15 protein-coding genes are annotated in these 24,047 nt (G+C 61.5%); 2 read left to right on the forward strand and 13 right to left on the reverse strand.

Going from position 1 to position 24,047, the window contains the following annotated elements; translation table 11 throughout:
- Positions 1–29: 29 nt before the first annotated feature.
- Together GH663_RS19570 and GH663_RS19575 are read right to left on the reverse strand one after the other, a co-directional pair.
- Complete coding sequence (locus GH663_RS19570) at positions 30–779, reverse strand: electron transfer flavoprotein subunit beta/FixA family protein (protein ID WP_153133277.1); 750 nt, start codon at positions 777–779, stop codon at positions 30–32.
- Between the two features lie 98 nt (positions 780–877).
- Positions 878–2,515 carry an acyl-CoA synthetase gene (locus GH663_RS19575; protein WP_153133278.1) on the reverse strand — a complete coding sequence of 546 codons (1,638 nt, stop codon included), beginning with the start codon at positions 2,513–2,515 and terminating at the stop codon, positions 878–880.
- Positions 2,516–2,674: 159 nt separating this feature from the next.
- On the opposite strand from GH663_RS19575, the gene GH663_RS19580 reads away from it, so the two are divergent.
- Together GH663_RS19580 and GH663_RS19585 are read left to right on the forward strand one after the other, a co-directional pair.
- Positions 2,675–4,699 (forward strand): PAS-domain containing protein, encoded by a 2,025-nt coding sequence (locus tag GH663_RS19580; RefSeq protein WP_153133279.1) that lies wholly within the window; start codon positions 2,675–2,677, stop codon positions 4,697–4,699.
- The gene (locus GH663_RS19585) at positions 4,696–5,427 is read left to right on the forward strand and encodes a response regulator transcription factor (RefSeq protein ID WP_153133280.1); all 732 of its coding nucleotides are present in this window, start codon (positions 4,696–4,698) and stop codon (positions 5,425–5,427) included. The genes GH663_RS19580 and GH663_RS19585 overlap by 4 nt, the downstream gene beginning before the upstream one ends.
- Before the next feature lie 110 nt (positions 5,428–5,537).
- Here the strand turns inward: GH663_RS19585 and GH663_RS19590 are convergent, their stop codons facing one another.
- From GH663_RS19590 to gltB, 11 genes are all read right to left on the reverse strand, one after another.
- Positions 5,538–6,041 (reverse strand): hypothetical protein, encoded by a 504-nt coding sequence (locus GH663_RS19590; RefSeq protein ID WP_153133281.1) that lies wholly within the window; start codon positions 6,039–6,041, stop codon positions 5,538–5,540.
- 204 nt (positions 6,042–6,245) lie between these two features.
- The gene (gene fusA / locus GH663_RS19595; RefSeq protein WP_153133282.1) at positions 6,246–8,297 is read right to left on the reverse strand and encodes an elongation factor G; all 2,052 of its coding nucleotides are present in this window, start codon (positions 8,295–8,297) and stop codon (positions 6,246–6,248) included.
- Between the two features lie 36 nt (positions 8,298–8,333).
- Positions 8,334–8,639: a hypothetical protein gene (locus GH663_RS19600; protein WP_153133283.1), complete on the reverse strand. Its 306-nt coding sequence runs from the start codon at positions 8,637–8,639 to the stop codon at positions 8,334–8,336.
- A complete protein-coding gene (glmU, locus tag GH663_RS19605) occupies positions 8,639–9,997 on the reverse strand; it encodes a bifunctional UDP-N-acetylglucosamine diphosphorylase/glucosamine-1-phosphate N-acetyltransferase GlmU (protein ID WP_153133284.1) in 1,359 nt (452 codons plus the stop codon). Before glmU ends, GH663_RS19600 begins: the two co-directional genes overlap by 1 nt.
- Before the next feature lie 44 nt (positions 9,998–10,041).
- Entirely contained in the window at positions 10,042–10,767 is a 726-nt protein-coding gene (locus GH663_RS19610; RefSeq protein WP_153133285.1) for a YEATS-associated helix-containing protein, read from the reverse strand.
- Between the two features lie 75 nt (positions 10,768–10,842).
- Positions 10,843–12,369 (reverse strand): SpoVR family protein, encoded by a 1,527-nt coding sequence (locus GH663_RS19615; protein WP_153133286.1) that lies wholly within the window; start codon positions 12,367–12,369, stop codon positions 10,843–10,845.
- On the reverse strand, positions 12,366–13,637 hold the full coding sequence (locus tag GH663_RS19620) for a YeaH/YhbH family protein (protein WP_153133287.1): 1,272 nt from the start codon (positions 13,635–13,637) through the stop codon (positions 12,366–12,368). The genes GH663_RS19615 and GH663_RS19620 overlap by 4 nt, the downstream gene beginning before the upstream one ends.
- 50 nt (positions 13,638–13,687) lie before the next feature.
- Positions 13,688–15,610, reverse strand: a complete 1,923-nt coding sequence (locus GH663_RS19625) for a PrkA family serine protein kinase (protein ID WP_066880897.1) — start codon at positions 15,608–15,610, stop codon at positions 13,688–13,690.
- A 77-nt stretch (positions 15,611–15,687) separates the two neighbouring features.
- A complete protein-coding gene (rocD, locus tag GH663_RS21400) occupies positions 15,688–17,778 on the reverse strand; it encodes an ornithine--oxo-acid transaminase (protein WP_153133288.1) in 2,091 nt (696 codons plus the stop codon).
- 159 nt (positions 17,779–17,937) lie between these two features.
- Positions 17,938–19,404, reverse strand: coding sequence for a glutamate synthase subunit beta (locus GH663_RS19635; protein ID WP_153133289.1), 1,467 nt, complete (start codon positions 19,402–19,404; stop codon positions 17,938–17,940).
- A complete protein-coding gene (gltB, locus tag GH663_RS19640) occupies positions 19,404–24,041 on the reverse strand; it encodes a glutamate synthase large subunit (protein WP_153133290.1) in 4,638 nt (1,545 codons plus the stop codon). Before gltB ends, GH663_RS19635 begins: the two co-directional genes overlap by 1 nt.
- Positions 24,042–24,047: the final 6 nt, after the last annotated feature.

A 24,047-nucleotide genomic window follows, 5' to 3' on the forward strand; every position in this document is an offset into this window, starting at 1 on the left:
GTGTTCGGCGATGACGAGAATGGTCATGATCAGATCACCTTGGCTTCGTTCTTGAGTTTGTTGACGAGTTCGGCGACATCGGCGACCTTGATGCCGGCCGAGCGCTTGGCCGGTTCGGCAACCTTGAGGGTGGTCAGGCGCGGGGTCACGTCAACGCCGAGGTCGGCCGGCTTGACGGTGTCGAGCGGCTTCTTCTTGGCTTTCATGATGTTGGGCAGCGTCGCGTAGCGCGGTTCGTTGAGGCGCAGGTCGGTGGACACCACGGCCGGCAGGCTGAGGGCCAGGGTTTCGAGGCCGCCGTCGATTTCGCGGGTAACGGTCGCCTTGCCGTCGGCGATGACGACTTTCGAGGCGAAGGTGGCTTGCGGCCAGTTCTGCAGGGCGGCGAGCATCTGGCCGGTCTGGTTGGCGTCGTCGTCAATGGCTTGTTTGCCGCAGATGACGAGTTGCGGTTGTTCCTTGTCGCACAGGGCCTTCAACAGCTTGGCGACGGCCAGCGGTTGCAGGTCGACGTCGGTCTCGACCAGGATGCCGCGGTCGGCGCCGATGGCCATCGCGGTGCGCAGGGTTTCCTGGCAGGCGGCGACGCCGCAGGAGACGGCGATGACTTCCGTGGCAATGCCGGCTTCTTTCAGACGCACGGCTTCTTCGACGGCGATTTCGTCAAACGGGTTCATGCTCATCTTGACGTTGGTCAGGTCGACACCCGATCCGTCCGCCTTGACGCGAACCTTGACGTTGTAATCAACTACCCGTTTTACGGGGACGAGAATTTTCATGGGAATTCCTTTTCCGGTGGCACGTCATTCCGGGCTTGACCCGGAATCCAGTCGCATTGCCTCTGGATTCCCGCCTACGCGGGAATGACGGAGAGGGATTACTCGATGGCGAGCGCGGAGTTGGCGTGCTGGCGCAGGACGTATTTCTGGATCTTGCCGGTCGACGTCTTCGGCAATTCGCCGAACACCACCTGCTTCGGCACCTTGAAGCGGGCCAGGTGGGCGCGGCAATGCTCGATGATCTCGGCCTCGCTGGTCGGCACGCCGTCCTTCAGTTCGATGAAGGCGGCCGGCACTTCGCCCCACTTCTCGTCGGGCTTGGCGACCACCGCGGCGGCGATCACCGAGGGATGGCGATAGAGCACATCCTCGACTTCGAGCGACGAGATGTTCTCGCCGCCTGAGATGATGATGTCCTTGGAGCGATCCTTGATCTTGACGTAGCCGTCGCTATGCACCACCGCCAGGTCGCCGGTATGGAACCAGCCGCCGGCGAAGGCTTCCTCGGTCGCTTTCGGGTTCTTCAGGTAACCCTTCATCACCAGGTTGCCGCGGAACATGATCTCGCCCATCGTTTCGCCATCCCAGGGTACCGGTTCGAGACTGACCGGATCGCGCACTTCGATCGCTTCCTGCATGTGATAGCGGACGCCCTGGCGGCCGTTGCGGGCAGCGCGCAGGTCGATCGGCAGCTTGTCCCATTCCGGATGCTTGGCACAGACCGAAGCCGGGCCATAGGTTTCGGTCAGGCCGTAGACATGGGTGATATTGAAGCCCATCTGCTCGGCACCTTCGATGATCGCGGCCGGTGGCGCGGCGCCGGCGATCAGGCCATTGACCTGGTGCTCGATGCCTTCTTTCAGCGCGGCCGGGGCGTTGATCATCATGCCGTACACGATCGGCGCACCGCACATGTGGCTGACCTTGTGCTCCTTGATCAGGCCGAAGATCAGCGCCGGATCGACCTTGCGCAGACAGACGCTGGTTCCGGCATTGGCCGCCAGCGTCCACGGGAAGCACCAGCCGTTGCAATGGAACATCGGCAGCGTCCACAGGTAGACCGAATGCGGCGGCATGCCCCAGGAAATGATGTTGGAGGCCGAGTTCAGGTAGGCGCCACGATGGTGATAGACAACGCCCTTCGGATTACCGGTGGTGCCCGAGGTGTAGTTCAGGGCGATGGCATCCCACTCGTTGTCGGGCAATTGCCAGGCGAAATCGGGCTCGCCTTCGTTCAGCAGGGCCTCGTAATCCTTTTCGCCGAGCGCTTCGCCGCCGGTGAATTCCGGGTCGAGGGTATCGATGACGATCGGCTTCGGCCCTTCGAGCAGCGCCAGCGCGCCTTTGACGATGACGGAGAATTCCGGATCGGTGATCAGCACCTTGGCTTCGCCGTGGGCCAGCATGAAGGCGATGGCTTCGGCGTCGAGGCGGGTGTTCAGGGTATTGAGCACGGCGCCGATCATCGGCACGCCGAAATGGCACTCGAACATCGGCGCCGAGTTGGGCAGCATCACGGCGACCGTGTCGCCCTTGCCGATACCGCGATTCTTCAAGGCGGAAGCCAGCTGACGACAACGGTCGTAGCTTTCCTTCCAGGTGTATTGACGCGCCCCCTGGATGACGGAAATTCGCTTCGGATAGATAAACGCCGAGCGCTCGATAAAGCTCAGCGGGGAAAGCGGAACATAATTGGCCGGGTTCTGTTCGAGCCCGACGGCGTACGGATTTGCCACAAATATCTCCTCACGATTCTTGCGAAAACGCTGTTCTCTTTTTTGGGGCTTTTTTTATAGCTAGCGAGGATGGCAAAACACTCTTGCTGAACTATTGGCAGAATGTAACGAATGGTTACACCCACCAAGTCAGCCAACCGAGTGCTCTAGAATCGCCCCATGGATACTGCCCCGCCCGCCCCCGACATTGCCCAGCGCTACGAGATGCTGCAGGCCGGGCTCGATCTGCTCGACCAGGGCATCACCGTTTTCGACGGCAATCTGCGCCTGGTTGCCTGGAACCAGCCCTTTCTGCGGCTGCTCGATTTCCCGGACGATCTGGCCCAGGTCGGCACACCGTTCGAGACTTTCATCCGCCACAATGCGCTGCGCGGCGAATACGGCCCGGGCGACCCGGAAAGCCAGATTGCCGAGCGCGTCGCCGCCGCCGCCAATTTCGCCGCCCATGTCACCGAGCGTCAGCGGCCGAACGGCCGGGTCCTGCTGCTGCGCGGCGAACCCTTGCCGCACAAGGGCTTCGTCACGCTGTACAGCGACATTACCGAACAGCGCTACATCGAAAACCTGACCGAGCATCAGAACATCCAGCTCGAAGAACGCGTCCGCCGGCGGACGGCACAGCTGGAAAACGCCAACGCCAACCTGACCCGGGCCAATACCGAAAACACCCGCATCACCGCCGCGCTGCGCCGCAGCGAGGAACGGCTGCGCCTGATCAACGACACCATTCCCATCCTGATCGGCTACGTCGACAAGCACGAGGTCTATCAGTACGCCAACAAGGGCTACTCAGACTGGTACGGCGATCCGGTAAACGGTGTGATTGGCCGGGCGGTGCGCGACGTCGTCGGCGATCACGTCTACGGCCAGGTCCGCGACCCGGTACGCAAGGCGCTCGGCGGCCAGCAGATGACCTACGAATACCAGATGGAGCGCCAGGGACAGACCGTTTTCGCGCGCAGCACGCTGGTTCCGGAAACGACGCCGGAAGGCGAGACGCTCGGCTTCTTCGTCTTCTCGCACGAAATCACCGAACAGAAACGGATGCAGGCGGCGCTGGTCCAGGCCCAGAAAATGGAGGCAATTGGCCAGTTGACCGGCGGACTCGCCCACGACTTCAACAACCTGCTCACCGTCGTCATCGGCAACCTGGCCGCCTTGCAGGATCACCGACCGAACGATGCCGAGGTCAATGAATTCGTCGAACCGGCGCTGCAATCGGCCCGCCGCGGCGTGCAACTGATCAAGCGACTGCTCACTTTCTCGCGCCAGCAGCCGCTGGAGCCGCAGGCGGTCGATATCGGCCGGCTGATCAGCGGCCTGTCGAAACTGGTCCGCCGCTCGCTGCCCGAGTCGATTGCGGTGTCCACCGACCTGGCCGGCGCTTCGCTGCATGCGCTGGTCGATCCGGGACAACTGGAAAGCGCCCTGCTCAACTTCGCGCTGAACTCGCGCGATGCGATGCCGGAGGGCGGCCGCCTGCATGTCGCGGCGCGCGCCGTCGAGCTGTCGAGCGATGCCGGCGCCTTCGACGTGCCGGCCGGCAGCTACGCGATGATCGAAGTCGCCGACAACGGCTGCGGCATGGACGCGGCGACGCTGTCCCGCGTCTTCGAGCCCTTCTTCACCACCAAACGCTTCGGCCTGGGCAGCGGCCTCGGCCTGTCGATGGCCTACGGTTTCGTCAAGCAGTCGGGCGGCGGCATTTCGATCCAGAGCCAGCCGGGCCAGGGCACCACCGTGCTGATGGTGCTGCCGTTGACCACGCCGGAACTGGACGTCGATCTGCCGGAGGACGACATCCAGCTCGCGCACGGCGGCGAACTGGTCCTGCTCGTCGAGGACGAACCGAACGTCCGCCGCGTCGTCCGCCAGTTGCTGATCGATCTCGGCTACCCGGTGATCGAGGCGGAAAATGGCGCCCAAGCACTGGAAATGATCGAACATATCCCGGATATCGCCATCGTCGTCAGCGACGTCATCATGCCCGGCGGCATCAACGGCCGGCAACTGGCCGATGCCGTGCTGTCCGGCCACCCGCAGATGCGCATCGTGCTGATGAGCGGCTATACCGACGAAGGCGACGAAGCGGGCGTGGTCAGCGATCTGCCCATCCTGGCCAAGCCCTTCGTCCGCCAGGACCTGGTGCGGGCCTTGCAACGAGCCAACAAAGAGAAATCATGAGCGAAGCGGATGCCCACAAACTGATCGTCATCGTCGAGGACGACCCCGATGTCGCCCGCATCATCGAACAGGTGCTCAGCGACTTTTCCTTCCGCACCGTCTGGTGCCGCAGCGCCGGCGACCTGCTGCGCCGCCTGCGCTCGCTAAGCCCGGACCTTTGCATCATCGATCTCGGCCTGCCCGACATGGATGGCCTCGAAGTCATGCAACGCGTGCGCAGCCAGTCTGGCTGCGGCATCGTCATCCTGACCGGGCGCGCCCACGTCAGCGACCGCGTCATGGGCCTCGAACTGGGCGCCGACGACTATGTGCTGAAGCCATTCGAGCCGCGCGAACTGGTCGCCCGCGTCCGCAGCATCCTGCGTCGCCGGGAAACGGCAAGCAACAGCGGCGCCCGCCAGGTCGCCGAATTCTCCGGCTGGAAATTCAATCTCGGCAACAACGCGCTGCATGCCCCGAACGGCGAGGAACACCTGCTCAGCACCTCGGAAGCCGAATTACTGAAGGTCTTCGTCAACAACCCGAACCGCATCCTGCAACGCGAGCAACTGATGGGCACCCGCGACCTGGCGCCAACCGACCGCAGCATCGACGTCCGCATCTCCCGACTACGCCGCAAACTGGAGCCCGACCCGCAAAGCCCCGCTTTCATCAAGACAGTCTATGGCGCCGGCTATCTCTTCCTGGCGACGGTTAACTGGCCGACGGAGAATCAGGCGGGGGGTTGAGTCGTCAGGCCGCTTCGCGCCCTGAGCTGAAGTTGATGAGTTGGAGGGGCGGACCGTCGGGAACTGGAAGTTGAAACACAGGGTTAGAGACCACCAGTACTCGAATAACGTTATTGTCCATACTGTTGTTCCAGTTCAGAGGCGGCGAGATGTGCCTCTTCTGCGAACTGAAGCAGGTTTAGCCTACATTGCCACCGATCCTTGCCAAACCAGCCGGAGACTTCGACGGTTGACTCCTGCACTCGATTACTAAATGACTGACCATCTTCGGCAACTGAGTCGTAGCGTCCATACTGAAAAAGGAAGTAGCCGGCATGGATGACCTTGTTCGCGCACTCGCGCAGAGTAGTTGGCCCACGTCCCTGAAGGAAGGAGATCGCTGTTGTTTGACGCCCCGCTTGCTCTAGGGGCTTTGGGTTCGATAGCGAAGCACAACGATCAATTAGCGCCCGCAGATTAACGGCAAGCTCAATAGCCTTTGTATTAATCACTGATTCGTAGTGCTCGTCAAAATCCTGATACAGCGAAGACTCACGCCTCGGTAATTGCACTGTTGCAGCGACATGGAAGTTCGCATGAATGACGGAAGCAAGCTCAACGCAGAGCTTCTTCACTCCGTTGGCATCGTGTCCAAATCCCATAATGTTTAATGGCTATTCAACGGACTCACTGGTCCATATATTGATAATTGGATTACATGGCAACACAGCCCTAACGAGTGGCCGCTATCGAGAAAAACTGAATGGCGACCTCTGGATGACTGCTGGCGCATAAAAAAGGGGCTGAAAATCAGCCCCTTTCTCTCGAACACCTTTGCCTTATTCGTCTTCGTCGTGCAACTGGAACTTGCTGGCCAGTTGCTGCTGGATGGTTGGCGGCACCGCGGCGTAGCGGGCGAACTCGATGGTATAGCTACCCTGCCCGCCGGTCAGTGACTTCAGGCGGGACTGGTAGTCGTTCAGCTCGGCGAGCGGCACTTCGCCGCTGATCGCCGCCATGCCGTGGCCGCGGCCATCGGTCCCGGTGATGTGACCGCGGCGACCGGACAGATCGCCGCTCAGATCGCCGATCGCCGTTTCCGGGACGACGATCTCGATATTGACGATCGGCTCCAGCACGATCGGCCGGGCCGCCCGGATCGCCTCGATGACCGCCTTGCGACCGGCCGTCACAAAGGCGACTTCCTTGCCATCGACGGCATGGGTCTTGCCGTCGAAAACCGTCACTTTCAGGTCGTCGACCGCATAGCCAGCGACCACGCCACCTTCCAGCCCTTGTCGCACGCCTTTTTCGACGGCCGCCATGAAGACGCCGGGAATGACGCCGCCCTTGACGGCATCGACGAACTCGAAGCCTGCGCCGCGCTCCTTCGGCTCGATGCGCAGGTGCACTTCGCCAAACTGGCCGGCACCGCCGCTCTGCTTCTTGTGGCGATGCATGCCCTCGGCCGGGCCGGTAATCGTTTCGCGGTAAGGAATGCGCGGCGGCTTGGTATCGACTTCCAGCTTGTACTGGCTGGCCATCTTTTCCAGCTTGGCCTTCAGATGGATTTCGCCGAGGCCGCGAATTACCGTTTCGTTGCTGCTCGGATGGCGCTCGACGACGAAAGTCGGATCTTCCATCGCCAGCTTGCCGAGAATATCGAACAGCCGCTGCTCGTCGCCCTTCTTGCGGGTTTCGACGGCCAGGCCGGCCATTGGTTGCGGAAATTCGAGCGGTACCAGGTGGATGTGATCCTCATCGTGCGAGTCGTGCAGCACGCAGTCGAAGTCGATTTCATCGACCTTGGCGATGGCGCCGATATCACCCGGCAGCAGTTCGTCGACCTCGACGCTGTCCTTGCCCTGCAACTGGTAGAGATGGGCGACCTTGAACGGCCGCTTGCCGTCGCCGACGAACAGTTGCATATCCTTTTTCAGCGTCCCTTGATGGACGCGGAAGATGCCGATCTTGCCCATGTAGGGGTCAGCCACCACCTTGAAGACGTGGGCCAGCACATGCTTGTCCGCTGCCGGCTCGGCCTGGAACGCCGTCGTTTCGCCGCCCGGTTCGCCCCGGTAGAACGACGGCGGGTTGCCTTCGGCCGGGTTGGGTGCCAGCGAGGCCAGCACATGCAGCAGTTCCTTGATGCCGGCGCCGGTCTTGGCCGAGACAAACAGGATGGGGATCAAATGGCCGGCGCGCAGCGCCTTTTCGAACGGCGCATGCAGATCGGCGACACTCGGATCGGCACCGTCTTCGAGATATTGCGCCAACAGATCTTCGTCTTCCTCGACGATCTGGTCGATCAGGGCGCGATGGGCGGCGGCGACCGACTCGAAGTCGGCATCGCCAGAGGCCTGCTCAAGCACTTGGACAACTTCCGCCGCGCCATGGACCGGTAGGTCGAGCAGCATGCACTGTTTGCCAAAGCGCTCGCGGATATCGGCGACCAGACTCGGCAAATCGAGGTTGTCGGCATCGATCTTGTTGATGACGATCATCCGGCAAAGCTTGCGCTCGGCGGCGTGGCGCATCATGCGCTCGGTCATCAGTTCGACGCCGGTCTGCGCGTTGACGACGACCAGTGCGGTATCGACCCCGGCCAGTGCGGCGATCGACGGGCCGGCGAAATCCGGGTAGCCCGGGGTGTCGATCAGGTGAATATGGGTGTTTTCGTAGCCAAAATTGACGATGGCCGAGTTCAGGGAGTGGCCGGCTTCCTTTTCCTGGGTATCGAAATCACAAACGGCGCTGCCTTTTTCGACACTGCCTTTGGCCGTAATGGCGCCAGTCGCGAACAACAGGGCTTCGGCCAGTGTCGTCTTGCCTGCGGCGCCGTGACCAACCAGCGCGATGGAACGAAGAGTTTCGGTGCTGTACTTGGACATCTTGTTCTCCCTGAACTTATTGGGTTTACCCCTAAATCATATTACGCCTGCCGCCATGCGGTTGACGATGTACGGACCGCCTTTGTAGAGGATCAGAATGGCGAGCAGGATCAGCGCGAGGCCGACGAACAGCTGCTTGCCCGGGCGCGAGAAATCCTTCCAGTGCCGCCAGGCAAACCAGAGCGGACCGATCACCGGCAGCAGCAGGGTCGGCAGCCAGTTGCGCCAGCCGAAAGTAAAGGAAGCCGGCAAGGTGCCTACGTAACCAACCAGCAGCAGCGAACCGCCGACCGCGACCAGGATGGCGATCAGAAAGACGAAGGCGGTGAATCCGGCATCCATTATTTCTTGACCTTCTGCGGCCGTTCCCAGCCAGTCAAGGTGATCTGCTTGGCACGCGACACGGTCAACGCGTCGGGCGGGGCATTTTTGGTCAGCGTCGTCCCTGCCCCCAGCGTGGCACCGCGACCGACGGTGACCGGCGCCACCAGTTGGGTATCGGAGCCGATGAAGACATCGTCCTCGATGATGGTCTTGAACTTGTTGGCGCCGTCGTAGTTGCAGGTGATGGTGCCGGCCCCGACATTGACGCGCTGGCCGATCTCGGCATCGCCGATGTAGGCCAGGTGATTGGCCTTGGACTGGGCGCCGATGGTGCTCTTCTTGACCTCGACGAAGTTGCCGATATGCACTTCCGGACCGAGTTCGGTACCCGGACGCAGCCGGGCGTAGGGGCCGAGCACGCCGTCCGGGCCGATCACCGCATCCTCGAAATGACAGAAGGCGGCGATCCGCGTGCCGGCGCCGACCTTGACATTTTTCAGCACGCAATACGGACCGACCTCGACCGCATCGGCCAGTTCGACCTTGCCTTCGAATACACAGCCGACGTCGATGGCGACGTCGCGGCCGTGGCTCAATTCGCCACGAATATCGATGCGCGCAGGATCGGCCAGGCGAACACCGGCGACCAGCAATTGGTCGGCGATATTGCGCTGGTGCTGGCGCTCCAGTTCGGCCAGTTGGACCTTGCTGTTGACGCCGAGCACTTCCCATTCGCCTGCCGGCTGCGCGGTGTGCACCGGCAGGCCTTCGGCGACGGCGAGGGCGACGATGTCGGTCAGGTAGTACTCGCCCTGGGCATTGTCGTTTTTCAGCTTGCCCAGCCAGTCGGCGAGGCGAGCGGTCGGGATCGCCATGATGCCGGTATTGACTTCGCGGATACCCTTTTGCTCGGCCGTCGCATCCTTTTCCTCGACAATGCACTGCACGCTGCCGGCGGCATCGCGCACGATGCGGCCGTAGCCGGACGGATTGGCGAGATCGACAGTGAGGATGGAGAGGCCATCCTTGCCGGCTTGGAGTAGGCGCTTCAGGGTCGCCGCCGTGGTCAGCGGCACATCGCCGTAGAGGACCAGGGTCTGGGCCGCCGCCCCTAGTTCGGGCAGTGCCTGAGCGACGGCATGACCGGTGCCCAGTTGCTGCGCCTGCTCGGCCCAGGCGACATCGGCGGCGGCCAGCGTGGCGCGGACGGTGTCACCGCCATGGCCGTAGACAACAATCAGCTTTTCCGGCGCCAGCGTGCGCGCGGTATCGATGACGTGCTGGGCCAGCGCCTTGCCGGCAACCGGATGCAGCACCTTGGGCAGATTGGAATGCATGCGCTTGCCTTGGCCGGCAGCGAGGATGACGATATTCATGGTTTATGGGTTTCTATCTGGGACCGGCCCGGGGCCGGCCGGGTTCATGCGGATTTCTTGTCGTCCTGACCGGCCATGATTTCGCCGAGCACGGCCTTGCCGCGTCCCGAAACCCCCCAGTGCAGGACGTTCTTGTCATTGATGCGGGTTTCGATGACGCCCATCGATTTCATCACCGTCAGGCGATGGCTGACGAAATCGCGGGCCAGGCCGGTCCGTTCGCAGATCGCGGCCAGATTGCCATAGACGAAGCTCTCTTCGGCCAGCGCACGCAGAATCTCGACATCGTTGTAGGAGAGGACTTCGCGCACTTCCGGCTCAGCCGGCTTTTCGCTTTCGACCTTGGCCGGCAAGACCACCGGCTCGTCGCGCCGCTGCTTGAGGTGGCCGACCTCGCGCTTGACCTGATCGAGTTGCCCCATCAGGCGCTGGGCGACGTTTTCGAGCAGGCGTCGGGAAGCGATCACGTAAATCAGGCAAAAACCGGCGAAAGCGTAGAAATCGACCGGTTTGGTGCGCGCCCCTTCGAGCAGGGTGCTGGAAATCATGTTCAGGAAGAGCGGTACGGTCAACGCCGCCACCACCCCTAAAACCGGATACTTGATCCAGTCCCGGCGCCCAGGTTCGCCCTGGCGATCGGCCAGAAAGTAGTTGGCCGCGCCGCCCAGCATGCCGGCCAGCAGCATGATGACCAGAATGAGCAGCATATGCGTATCGATACCGCTATTGGGTGCGGTGACCTGAAAAGCCGTTTGCAATTCGCCTGACATTGTGTTCCCCCCTGTTTTTCGCCATTCTCACACGATTGCCGCGGACTGTCGAAGCCGGTTGGAATAAGGACAGGCTCACCTCCCACCCTGCTTGCGCCGGTCGCTCTTGCGTTCGGCCAGCAGCGCCCATTCGCCGTTGGCCTGCTGGTGTTCAAGACGGACCGTGAAGCCCCACAGGGTGGCCAGGTGTTCGAGAACGACCAGGCTGGCCGAGGACAGCGGCCGACGCTGGTGGGCGAAATGGCGCAGGGTCAGCGAACGGTCGCCGCGCAGGTCTACATTCCAGACCTGGATGTTCGGATCGCTGCTGCCCAGGTTGTACTGTTCGGCCAGATTCCGGCGCAAGGCACGGTAGCCTTGTTCGTTGTGGATGGCATCGACTTTCAGCTTGGCCTGGCTGTCGTCGTCGAGCACTGAAAACAGCCGGAATTCGCGCATCAGCCGGGGCGACAGGTACTGGGCGATGAAGCTTTCGTCCTTGAAGTTGCGCATCGCGAATTCGAAGGTTTCGCGCCAGTTGGAGCCGGCGATATCGGGAAACCACTCGCGGTCCTCATCGTCCGGCCGCTCGCAGATGCGCCGGATGTCCTGCCACATGGCAAAACCGAGAGCGTAGGGATTGATGCCGGAATACCATTTGCTGCTGTAGGGCGGCTGGTAGACGACATTGGTATGCGACTGCAGGAATTCGAGCATGAAGCCGTCGTTCACCCGCCCCTCGTCGTACAGCGTGTTGAGCAGGGTGTAATGCCAGAAGCAGGCCCAGCCTTCGTTCATGACCTGGGTCTGGCGCTGCGGATAGAAATACTGGCCGATCTTGCGCATGATGCGAACGATCTCACGCTGCCAGGGTTCGAGCAGCGGCGCGTTCTTTTCGACGAAATAGAGCAGGTTTTCCTCCGGCTCCTCCGGGAAGCGCCTTTCCTCGGCCTCGGCAAACGGCGCATCGTGGCGCGGCAGCGTCCGCCACAGATCGTTGACCTGCGCCTGCAGGTAGGCCTCGCGTTCACGCTGCCGCGATTTCTCCTTCTCCAGCGACAGCGGCGGCGAGCGCTTGTAGCGATCGACGCCGAGATTGGACAGGGCATGGCAGGCATCGATCAGTTGCTCGACGGCATCGAGGCCGTGGCGCTCCTCGCACTCGGCAATGTAGTTCCGGGCAAAGACCAGGTAGTCGACGATGGCGTCGGCGCTGGTCCATTGCTTGAACATGTGATTGCCCTTGAAGAAGGAGTTGTGGCCGTAGGCGGCGTGGGCAATGACCAGCGCCTGCATGGTCAGCGTGTTCTCCTCCATCAGGTAGGCGATGCAGGGGTCGGAGTTGATGACAATCTCGTAGGCCAGCCCCATCTGCCCGCGCTTGTAGCGGTTTTCGGTCTCCAGGAAGTGTTTACCGAAGGACCAGTGATGGTAATAGACCGGCATGCCGATTGCTGCGTAGGCATCCATCATCTGCTCGGCGGTGATCACCTCAAGCTGGTGACGATAGCAATCAAGGCCGAACTGGCGGGCGAGGCGGCCGATCTCGGTGTCGTACTGGGCAATCGACTCCAGCGTCCAGTCCGAACCTTCGGCAATCAGGCGGGAGCGTTTTTTGGTCATGCCAGACGCTTTCTGAACAATTCGCGGAAGACCGGGTAAATATCGCTGGCGGCGCCGATGCGCTGCAGCGCGAAAACGCCGGCATGAGTGACGGCCAGTTGTTCGTATTCCTGCCAGAGGTTTTGCGCTTCGCCATCGGTGATTTCGATATAGGCGAAGTACTGGACCATGGGCAGGATCGAGTCGGCCAGGATTTCCCGGCAGAGCGGCGAATCGTCGTTCCAGTTGTCGCCATCGGAAGCCTGCGCACCGTAGATGTTCCAGGTGCTGCTGGCATAGCGCTCGGTGATGATCTGCTGCATCAGCTTCAGGGCGCTGGAAACGATGGTGCCGCCGGTTTCGCGCGAGTGGAAGAAGCCATCCTCGTCGACCTCTTCGGCCGCCGTGTGGTGACGGATAAAAACGACCTCGATGTGCTCGTAATTGCGATTGAGAAAGAGGTAGAGCAGCATGAAGAAGCGCTTTGCCATCTGCTTCTTGGCTTCATCCATCGAACCGGAAACGTCCATCAGGCAGAACATCACGGCCTGCGTCGACGGTTCGGGGATGCGGATGCGATTGCTGTAACGCAGGTCGAACGGATCGATAAAGGGAATGGCCTCGGCGCGCGCCCGCAGGCAGGCGATTTCGCGCTGCAGACGCTCAACTTCTGCCTCGTCGACCGGCATTTCATCGAGCACCTGCTCCAGCTCGGCGAGCAGGCCACGCAAGCGGGCGGCGTACGGCCCGCCGATGGCGACCCGGCGCCCGGCGGCACCGCGCATGGTGCGCACCAGATTGATGTTGGTCGGCACGCCGCTCTGCGTATAGCCGGCCCGCACCCGCTTGTATTCGTCGATGCGCGCCAGTTGCCGCTTGATCAGGTTGGGCAGGGCCAGTTCATCGAAGAAGATGTCGAGAAATTCGTCGCGGGTCAGGGTGAAGACGAAGTCGTCGATCCCTTCGCCGTCCGGACTGGCCTGGCCGCTGCCCTGCCCTTGCCCGCCGGCCGGCGGCCGGTCCATCTGGTCGCCTTGCTGGAAGCGGTCGTTGCCCGGATGCACCGACTCCCGCACGCCCCCCTTGCCATGGTGGAACTGTGGCTCGGAGATATCCTTGCCCGGGATGCCGATCTTCTCGCCATTCTCCAGGTCACGAATGCCGCGTTTGGTGATGGCATCGGCCACTGCCTTGCGAATCTGTCCCTTGAAGCGGCGGATGAACCGGCTCCGATTGATGGAACTCTTGTTTCTGCTGTCCTGCCGCCGGTCGACAATGCGTACCGTCATGCTGAAGCTCCCTTGAGGAAGCAGAGAGAAGCTCTCCGCCCCCTACCCTGTCAAGATGACTTGCGGACCCGCAGATACCATTCGCAGAGCAGGCGGACCTGCTTTTCGGTGTAGCCCTTGGTAATCATGCGGTCGACGAAGTCCTGATGCTTCTTTTGCTCGTCGGCACTGGCCTTGGTATTGAACGAGATGACCGGCAGCAGTTCCTCGGTATTGGAGAACATCTTCTTCTCGATCACCGCGCGCAGCTTCTCGTAACTCGTCCAGGACGGGTTCTTGCCATCATGCTTGGCGCGGGCCCGCAACACGAAGTTCACCACCTCGTTGCGGAAGTCTTTCGGATTGCTGATGCCAGCCGGCTTTTCGATCTTTTCCAGTTCATCGTTCAGGGCGCTGCGATCGAGCATCTCGCCGGTGTTCGGATCGCGGAATTCCTGATCCTGGATCCAGAAGTCGGCGTAGGTGACGTAGCGGTCGAAAATGTTCTGGCCATATTCCGAATAGCTTTCCAGGTAGGCGGTCTGGATTTCCTTGCCGATGAACTCGGCGTAGCGGGGACTGAGGAATTCCTTCAGGTGGCGCAGGTAACGATCCTCGATTTCCGGCGGAAACTGTTCCTGCTCGATCTGCTGTTCGAGCACGTACATCAGGTGCACCGGGTTGGCCGCCACCTCGCGATGATCGAAGTTGAAGACCTTGGACAGGATCTTGAACGAGAAGCGGGTGGACAAGCCGTTCATGCCCTCGTCGACCCCGGCAAAATCGCGGTATTCCTGATAGCTCTTGGCCTTGGGGTCGGTATCCTTGAGGTTTTCGCCGTCATAGACCCGCATCTTGCTGTAGATGCTGGAGTTTTCCGGCTCCTTGAGGCGCGACAGCACCGAGAACTGGGCCATCATGCGCAAGGTATCGGGCGCGCAGGGCGAGTTGGAGAGCGACGAATTGAACATCAGCTTCTCGTAGATGTGCATCTCGTCGGTCACCCGCAGGCAGTACGGCACCTTGACGATGTAGATCCGGTCGAGGAAGGCCTCGTTGTTGCGGTTGTTCTTGAAGGTCAGCCATTCCGCCTCGTTCGAGTGGGCGAGCACCATGCCGTCGAACGGGATGGCGCCGAAACCTTCGGTGCCCTTGTAGTTCTGCTCCTGGGTCGCGGTCAGCAGCGGGTGCAGGACCTTGATCGGCGCCTTGAACATTTCGACGAATTCCAGCACGCCGCGGTTGGCCAGGCACAGCCCGCCGGAGTAGGAATAGGCATCCGGATCGTTCTGCGAGTAGGTTTCCAGCTTGCGGATATCGATCTTGCCGACCAGTGAGGAAATGTCCTGGTTGTTCTCGTCGCCTGGCTCGGTCTTCGACACGGCAATCTGCGACAGCACCGACGGATGCAGCTTGACCACCCGGAAGCGCGCGATGTCGCCACCGAATTCGCGCAGCCGCTTGACCGCCCAAGGGCTCATGATGGTGCCGAGATAACGACGCGGAATGCCGTAATCCTCTTCGAGAATCGGCCCGTCTTCATGCAGGTTGAAAAGGCCAAGCGGCGACTCGTGCACCGGCGACCCCTTGATCGCATAGAAGGGCACTTTCTCGATCAGGTATTTCAGGCGTTCGGCCAACGACGACTTGCCGCCGCCGACCGGGCCGAGCAGGTAGAGGATCTGCTTCTTCTCTTCCAGGCCCTGCGCGGCGTGCCGGAAGTAGGAGACGATGTGCTCGATCACCTCTTCCATGCCGTAGAACTCGCGGAAGGCCGGATACAGCCGCAGCATCTTGTTAGCAAAGATGCGGGAGAGTCGCGGGTCGCTGCGGGTATCGACCAGTTCCGGCTCTCCGATGGCCAGCAACATGCGCTCGGCGACGCTGGCATAAGCCGTCTTGTCGTTCTTGCAGACTTCCAGGTATTCCTGGACCGACAACTCCTCTTCCTGTAGCGCTTCATAGCGACTCTGATAGCGGGCGAATATCGACATGGCTGCCTCCTTGAGGTTTGCTTCGACTACTTGGCGGTACTCCCTTTTCTTCTTAACGGCTCGACCGGCCGTTTGGTTTATGCCACCAGACGCGGGCGGCGGCTAAAGTTGTTCAACACTTCGTCAATCCGGGTCATTCCCCAGAGCAACTCTTCTTCGCTGATGACCAGCGGCGGGGCCAGGCGCAACACCGTACTGTGCGTATCCTTGCTCAACACGCCGTGTTCAAGCAGGGCCACCGCCAACTCGTGGGCATCGGCATGCTGCGGGTCTAGCTCGATACCGGCAAACAACCCGCGCCCGCGCACCGCCCGAATGATCGGCGACCTCTCTGCCAATTGGTGTAGTTGGGCGAGCAAAAGTTCGCCCAATCGGGCGGAATTTTCGATCAGGCCTTCTTCTTCGAGCACATCGAGCGCCGCCAGCGCGACGCTGCTGGCCAGCGGATTGCCACCGAAAGTCGAGCCGTGATCGCCCGGCGTAAACACCTGCATGACATTTTCGTCGGCCAGGAAAGCCGAGACCGGCAGCAAGCCGCCACCCAGCGCCTTGCCGAGAATCACCCCATCCGGCCGCACGGCCTCGTGCTGACAGGCCAGCAACTTGCCGGTGCGCCCGAGGCCGGTCTGGATTTCGTCGACGATGAGCAGCACGTTTTGCCGCTTGCAGATCGCCCAACAGGCAGCGAGATAGCCGCTCGGCGGCACGATGATGCCGCCCTCGCCCTGAATCGCTTCGACCAGGAAGGCGGCAGTATTTGGCGTGATGGCCGCAGCCAGGGCGGCCGGGTCGCCATAGGGAACACGCTTCAAGCCGGGCGGGAAAGGACCGAAGCCATCCCGATACTGCGCTTCCGACGACAGCCCGACGATGGCTATCGAACGGCCATGAAAATTGCCCTCGCAGGCAATGATCTCGGCCTGATCGGCGGGCACGCCCTTGATCCGGTAAGCCCATTTGCGCACCGCCTTGAGCGCGGTTTCGACCGCCTCCAGCCCGGTGTTGGCCGGCAAGACGCGGTCGTAGCCGGTGAGCAGGGCCAGGCGACGCAACAACAAGGGCAGCCGGTCGTTGGAATAAGCCCGCGAGGTAACCGCCAAGCGCGAGGCCTGTCCGGTCAGCGCAGCCAACAGCCGGGGATGGGCATGGCCGAAGCTGGTCGCCGAATAGGCCGACATCATGTCGAGATAGCGGCGACCATAGACATCAGTCAGCCAGCAACCCAGCCCTTCCTGCAAGACCACCGGCAAGGGCGCGTAGTTCCGGGCCCCGAAGCCGGCCTCCCAGCGGCGCAGGGTTGCGCCGTCCGGGGCCGAGGCGGCGTCCAGCAGATCGAGAACGATCCTGGCCGTCCGTCCCTCCGGATCGAGCAGCGGGTTGTACTCGGCAATTTCCAGACCGACACAATCGCGTTCACGCAGGATGCCCCGCAACGCCTGGCGCAGATCCGCGACGGCCAGGCCGCCGGCCACCGGGGTCGAAACGCCGGGAGCAGCATCCGGGTCAAGCGCATCGAGATCCAGACTGATGCCCCACGGGCCATCGCTGACGATAGCCCGCGCCTCGGCAAAAATCTCGGGCAGACCGCGTTCATTGATCTCGGCCATCTCGAATATTCGTACCCCGAGCCGATCGAGCCGTTCGCGCTCTGCCGCTTCGTAGCTGCGGATGCCGAGCAACACGGTACGCGCCGGATCGAGCGCTGGTCCCGGAATATCGGTCAGCGCCGGGTCACCCTCGCCGAACAAGGCGGCCAGCGGCATACCGTGGGCGTTGCCGGATGGACTGCTGGCCGGCGTATGAGCATCAAGATGGGCATCGATCCAGAGCAGGCCCGGCGCTTCGCCCAAGGCCCGGGCAATGCCGCGCCATGTCCCGGCCGCCATGCTGTGATCGCCACCGATGACCAGCGGCCGCTCGCCTGCCGCGATGCTGGCCGCCGTCGTATCGGCCAATTTGCGCAGCAAAAGAGCCATGCCTGCGGTCGACTGCTCTGGAAGCAGGATTTCCGGCCACAGCGCTGCCAAGCCATTGTGCCGGATGACCGAAGGCAAACCGGCCCGCCGCAGACTTTCCGGGCCGCTCGCGCAGCCGGCAACGGGCGCCCCCAATGAACTGGCTACCCCGATGCAACGCACCGTCGGGTTAAGGGAAACGAGTCGGCGCATGATGCGGCTCCTTTCTGCCTGCCAGAAATCCTGCCTGTTGCCGATTGGACTACCGCGACGGCGGCAGGTTCGCTCAACCTGAACGTCATGGGTAAATTCCATAAAGAAAAAGCCCCGCCGGTCTTGCGACCGGCGGGGCTTTTGGGGGGGCTGTACGGCTTAGCGCGGCAGCGAAGTGCTGCCCATCAGGAACTGATCGACTTCACGAGCGGCCTGGCGACCTTCGCGGATCGCCCAGACCACCAGCGACTGGCCGCGACGCACGTCACCGGCAGCAAAAACCTTGGCGACGTTGGTTGCATAACAGCCTTCGCCATCGGTCGTTGCCTTGGCATTGCCGCGGTTGTCCTTGTGGACGCCGAAGGCTTCGAGCAGGCTACCCACCGGATTGGTGAAGCCCATGGCCAGGAAGGCGGCATCGCACGGCAGTTCGAATTCCGAACCGGCGACTTCGCTCATCTTGCCGTCCTTCCATTCAACGCGAACAGCCTGCAATGCCTTGACGTTGCCTTTGCCATCCTCGATGAACTTCTTGGTGGCAACCGCGAAATCGCGCTCGCAACCTTCGTTGTGCGAGGAAGAAGTGCGCAGCTTGTACGGCCAGTACGGCCAGGTCAGCGCCTTGTTTTCCTCGGCCGGCGGCATCGGCATCAACTCGAACTGGGTGACTGAAGCCGCACCATGACGGTTCGAGGTACCGACGCAGTCGGAACCGGTATCGCCGCCACCGATGACGATGACGTGCTTGCCCTTGACGTTGATCGGGTTGGCCTTGCCCTGCTGAACTTCCTTGTTCTGCGGAATCAGGAATTCCAGCGCGGCATAGATACCCTTCAGCTCGCGGCCCGGCACCGGCAGATCGCGCGGCACTTCCGAACCGGCCGCCAGAATCACCGCATCGAAATCCTTGGCCAACTGCGCGGCGGAAACGACTTCGGTCGCATCGTTGTTGATACCGGCCGGCAATTCCTTGCTGCCAACCACAACCTTGGTCTTGAAGGTAACGCCTTCGGCTTCCATCTGGGCAACACGGCGATCAACCACCGTCTTTTCCAGCTTGAAGTCGGGAATGCCATAGGCGAGCAGGCCACCCAGGCGGTCGCTCTTTTCGAACACGGTCACGGCGTGGCCGACGCGAGCCAGCTGCTGGGCAGCAGCCAGGCCGGCCGGGCCGGAACCAACCACGGCAACCTTCTTGCCGGTCTTGGTCTTCGGCGGCTGCGGCACGACCCAGCCCGATTCCCAGCCCTTGTCGATGATGAAGTGCTCGATCGACTTGATGCCGACCGGCGCTGCATTGATGCCCAGCGTACAGGCAGCCTCACAGGGGGCCGGACAGATACGGCCGGTGAAATCCGGGAAGTTGTTGGTCGAATGCAGCACTTCCAGCGCCTGCTTCCAGTTGCCGCGGTAAACCAGATCATTCCAGTCCGGAATGATGTTGTTCACCGGGCAACCGTTGTTGCAGAACGGAATGCCGCAGTCCATGCAACGCGCGCCCTGAACCTTTGCATCGTCGTCGGACAGGGTATGAACGAATTCCTTGTAGTGCTTCAGACGCTGTTCTACCGGCTCGTAGGCCTCATTGAGACGCTCGAACTCCATGAATCCAGTCGGCTTGCCCATTATGCGGCCTCCTTCTGTGCAGCAGCGGCCATCTCGGTGAGCGCCCGCTTGTACTCGTGCGGATAAACTTTGACGAACTTCTCACGGTAGGCATCCCAGTTGGCCAGGATAGCCTTGGCGGTTGCGCTGCCGGTGAACTCGGCGTGACGCATGATCAGCTCCTTGAGCTGCGTCTCGTCAGCCAGGCCTTGGTGCAGCGGCTCGCCAGCGGCGTGACGGCTGGCCGGCAGCACCTTTTCGAGGGCAACCTGAGCCAGATTGGCGCGTTGCTTGAAGCTGCCATCCTCGTCCAGCACGTAGGCGATACCGCCCGACATGCCGGCGGCAAAGTTACGGCCGGTCATGCCCAGCACCACCACGGTGCCACCGGTCATGTATTCACAGCCATGATCGCCGACGCCTTCGACAACCGCCGTACCACCGGAGTTGCGAACGCAGAAACGCTCGCCGCCAACACCGGCCAGGAAGGCTTCACCATCGGTGGCACCGTACATCACGGTATTGCCGACGATGATGTTTTCCTGCGTGTTGCCACGGAAATCCGGGCTCGGCTTGATGATGATGCGACCACCCGACAAGCCCTTGCCGACGTAGTCGTTACCTTCGCCGGTCAGTTCCAGCGTCACACCCTTGGCCAGGAAGGCACCGAAGGCCTGGCCGGCGGTACCGGTCAGCTTGACGTGGATGGTGTCGTCCGGCAGACCGGCATTGCCGTAGCGACGGGCGACTTCGCCCGACAGCATGGTGCCGCAGGTGCGGTTGACGTTGATGATCTTGGTCTCGATCTGGACCTTCTGGCCCTTTTCGAGGGCCGGCTTGGCTTGCTCGATCAACTTGTGGTCGAGTGCCTTTTCCAGACCATGATCCTGCGCTTCGGTATGGCGGCGCGGCACTTCGGCCGGCACCGCCGGCTGGAAGAAGATCTTGGAGAAGTCCAGACCCTTGGCCTTCCAGTGTTCGATACCGGCGCGCATGTCGAGCAGGTCGGCACGGCCGACCAGATCGTCGAACTTGCGGATGCCGAGCTCGGCCATGATCTCGCGAACTTCATCGGCAACGAAGAAGAAGTAGTTCACGACATGTTCCGGCTGACCGGTAAAGCGCTTGCGCAGTTCCGGGTCCTGCGTGGCAACGCCGACCGGGCAGGTGTTCAGATGGCACTTGCGCATCATGATGCAGCCTTCGACGACCAGAGGTGCCGTGGCGAAGCCGAATTCGTCGGCACCGAGCAAGGCACCAACGACGACGTCGCGACCGGTCTTCAACTGACCATCAACCTGAACGCGAATACGCGAACGCAAGCGGTTCAGCACCAGCGTCTGCTGGGTTTCGGCCAGGCCGAGTTCCCACGGCGTGCCGGCGTGTTTGATCGAGGACTGCGGCGAAGCACCAGTACCACCGTCAAAACCGGCGATCACGACGTGATCGGCCTTGGCCTTGGCAACACCGGCGGCAACCGTACCGACGCCCACTTCCGAGACCAGCTTGACGGAAATGGAAGCGCGGTCGTTGGCATTCTTCAGATCGTGAATTAGCTGCGCCAGATCCTCGATCGAGTAGATGTCGTGGTGCGGCGGCGGCGAAATCAGGCCAACGCCCGGTACAGAGTGACGCAGGAAGCCGATGTACTCGGAAACCTTGTGACCCGGCAACTGGCCGCCTTCACCCGGCTTGGCGCCTTGCGCCATCTTGATCTGGATCTGGTCGGCATTGACCAGATACTCGGTGGTCACACCAAAGCGGCCTGAAGCAACCTGCTTGATCGCCGAGCGCAGCGAGTCGCCATCCTTCAGTTCGATATCACGCTCGATGCGACCGGCACCGATGATCTCGGACAGCTTGGTACCGCCCTTGACAGGGGCGAAACGCTTGGCATCCTCGCCACCTTCACCGGTATTCGATTTGCCGCCGATGCGGTTCATCGCGATCGCCAGCGTGGTGTGCGCTTCGGTCGAAATGGAACCGAGCGACATGGCGCCGGTAGCGAAGCGCTTGACGATTTCCTTGGCCGGTTCAACTTCTTCCAGCGGAATCGGCGCGCCTTGCGGCTTGAAACCGAACAGACCGCGCAAGGTCAGGTGACGCTTGGTCTGATCGTTGATCAGCGCGGCGTATTCCTTGTAGGTCTCGGACTTGCCCGAGCGCGTCGCATGTTGCAGCTTGGCGATGGAGTCCGGCGTCCACATGTGCTCTTCGCCGCGCGTCCGGTAGGCGTACTCGCCACCGGCATCAAGCATGCTGGTCAGCACGGGGTCGGCCGAGAAGGCTTCTTCGTGCAAACGAATGGCTTCTTCAGCCACTTCGAAGACACCGATACCTTCAACGTTGGACGGCGTGCCGGTGAAGTATTTCTCGACGAAATCCTTCTGCAGACCGATCGCTTCGAAGATCTGAGCGCCGGTGTAGGACATGTAGGTCGAGATGCCCATCTTGGACATGACCTTGTTCAGACCCTTGCCGATTGCCTTGACGAAGTTCTTGACGTACTTCTCTGCCTTTTCGGCATCGCCCTTGGCAAAGCCTTCGATGGTTTCGAGGGCCAGATAGGGGTGGACCGCCTCGGCACCGTAACCGCCCAGCAACGCGAAGTGGTGCGTTTCGCGGGCAGAACCCGTTTCGACAACCAGGCCGGTGCTGGTGCGCAGGCCCTTCTTGACCAGATGCTGATGGATGGCGGAAGTTGCCAGCAGCGCCGGAATCGCCACATGATCCTTATCCAGCTTGCGGTCGGAAACGATCAGGATGTTGGCGCCGGAACGAACGGCATCCTCTGCATCGGCGGCCAGCGATGCCAGACGCGCTTCGACGCCAGCCTTGCCCCAGGCCACCGGGTAGCAGATGTCCAGTTCGAAGGAGCGGAACTTGCCGGAGGTGTACTTCTCGATATGGCGGAGTTTCTCCATATCGGTCCGGGTCAGTACCGGCTGCGACACTTCCAGACGAATCGGCGGGTTGATGTCGGTGGTGTTCAGCAGGTTCGGCTTTGGGCCGACGAAGGAAACCAGCGACATGACCAGTTCTTCGCGGATCGGATCGATCGGCGGGTTGGTCACCTGCGCAAACAGTTGCTTGAAGTAGGTGTACAGCGTCTTGTTCTTCTTCGACAAGACCGGCAATGCGGAGTCGGTACCCATCGAACCGGTCGCTTCTTCGCCGTTCTGCACCATCGGCTCCAGGATCACTTTGATGTCTTCCTGGGTATAGCCAAAAGCCTGTTGACGGTCGAGCAAGGAGGCACCGGCTTCGGCACATTGCTCGGCAGCGGCCGGCACTTCGTCGAGCTTGATGCGGATCTTTTCGATCCACTCACGATACGGTTTGGCGTTGGCCAGGGAGTTCTTCAACTCCTGGTCGTCGATGATCCGGCCTTGTTCCATGTCGATCAGGAACATTTTGCCCGGCTGCAGGCGCCATTTCTTGACGATCTTCTTTTCCGGAATCGGCAACACGCCCGATTCGGAAGCCATGACCACGAGGTCGTCGTCGGTCACCAGATAACGGGCCGGACGCAGACCGTTACGGTCGAGCGTCGCCCCGATCTGGCGGCCGTCAGTAAAGGCCACGGCGGCAGGGCCATCCCACGGCTCCATCATCGCGGCATGGTACTCGTAGAAGGCGCGACGGTTTTCGTCCATCGTCGTGTGCTTTTCCCAGGCTTCCGGGATCATCAGCATGACGGCCTGGGCCAGCGAGTAACCGCCCCCCATGACGAGCAGTTCGAGTGCATTGTCGAAGGAGGCGGAGTCGGACTGACCCGGGTAATGCAGAGGCCAAACTTTCTTCAGGTCATCACCGAGGATCGGTGAGGAGATGGCCTGTTCGCGCGCCTTGAACCAGTTGACGTTGCCGCGCACGGTGTTGATTTCACCGTTGTGGGCGATATAGCGGAACGGATGCGCCAGATCCCAGGTCGGGAAGGTATTGGTCGAGAAGCGCTGGTGCACGAGGGCGAGCGCCGAAACGGTACGCTTGTCCTGCAGGTCGAGGTAATACACACCGACCTGGTCGGCCAGCAGCAGGCCCTTGTAGTTGACGGTACGGGCCGAGAAGGACGGCACGTAGAATTCCTGACCGTGCTTCAGCTTCAGCGACTTGATCGCATTGGCGGCACGACGGCGGATGATGTACAGCTTGCGTTCCAGCGCATCGGTTACGAAGACGTCTGGACCGCGGCCGACGAAGATCTGGCGAATGACCGGCTCTTTGGCACGGACCGTCGGCGACATCGGCATTTCGGAATTAACCGGCACTTCGCGCCAGCCGAGAATCACCTGACCTTCAGCCTTGACTGAACGCTCGATCTCTTCGACACAGGCGTGACGCGAGGCGGCTTCCTGCGGCAGGAACACCATGCCGACGCCGTACTCGCCAAGCGGTGGCAACTCAACGCCTTGCTTGGCCATCTCTTCGCGATAGAACTGATCCGGAATCTGGATCAGAATACCGGCGCCATCGCCTTGCAGCGGGTCAGCACCAACAGCGCCACGGTGATCCAGATTTTTCAGGATCAACAAGCCCTGTTCGACGATGCTGTGACTTTTCTGGCCTTTGAAATGGGCAACGAAGCCCACGCCGCAAGCGTCGTGCTCGTTGGCTGGGTCGTACAAACCCTGCCGCTCAGGTACTGCCGGTTCCATCACACT

The organism is Dechloromonas hortensis (assembly GCF_009469765.1).
In the GTDB taxonomy this organism is placed as follows: Bacteria; Pseudomonadota; Gammaproteobacteria; order Burkholderiales; family Rhodocyclaceae; genus Azonexus; species Azonexus hortensis.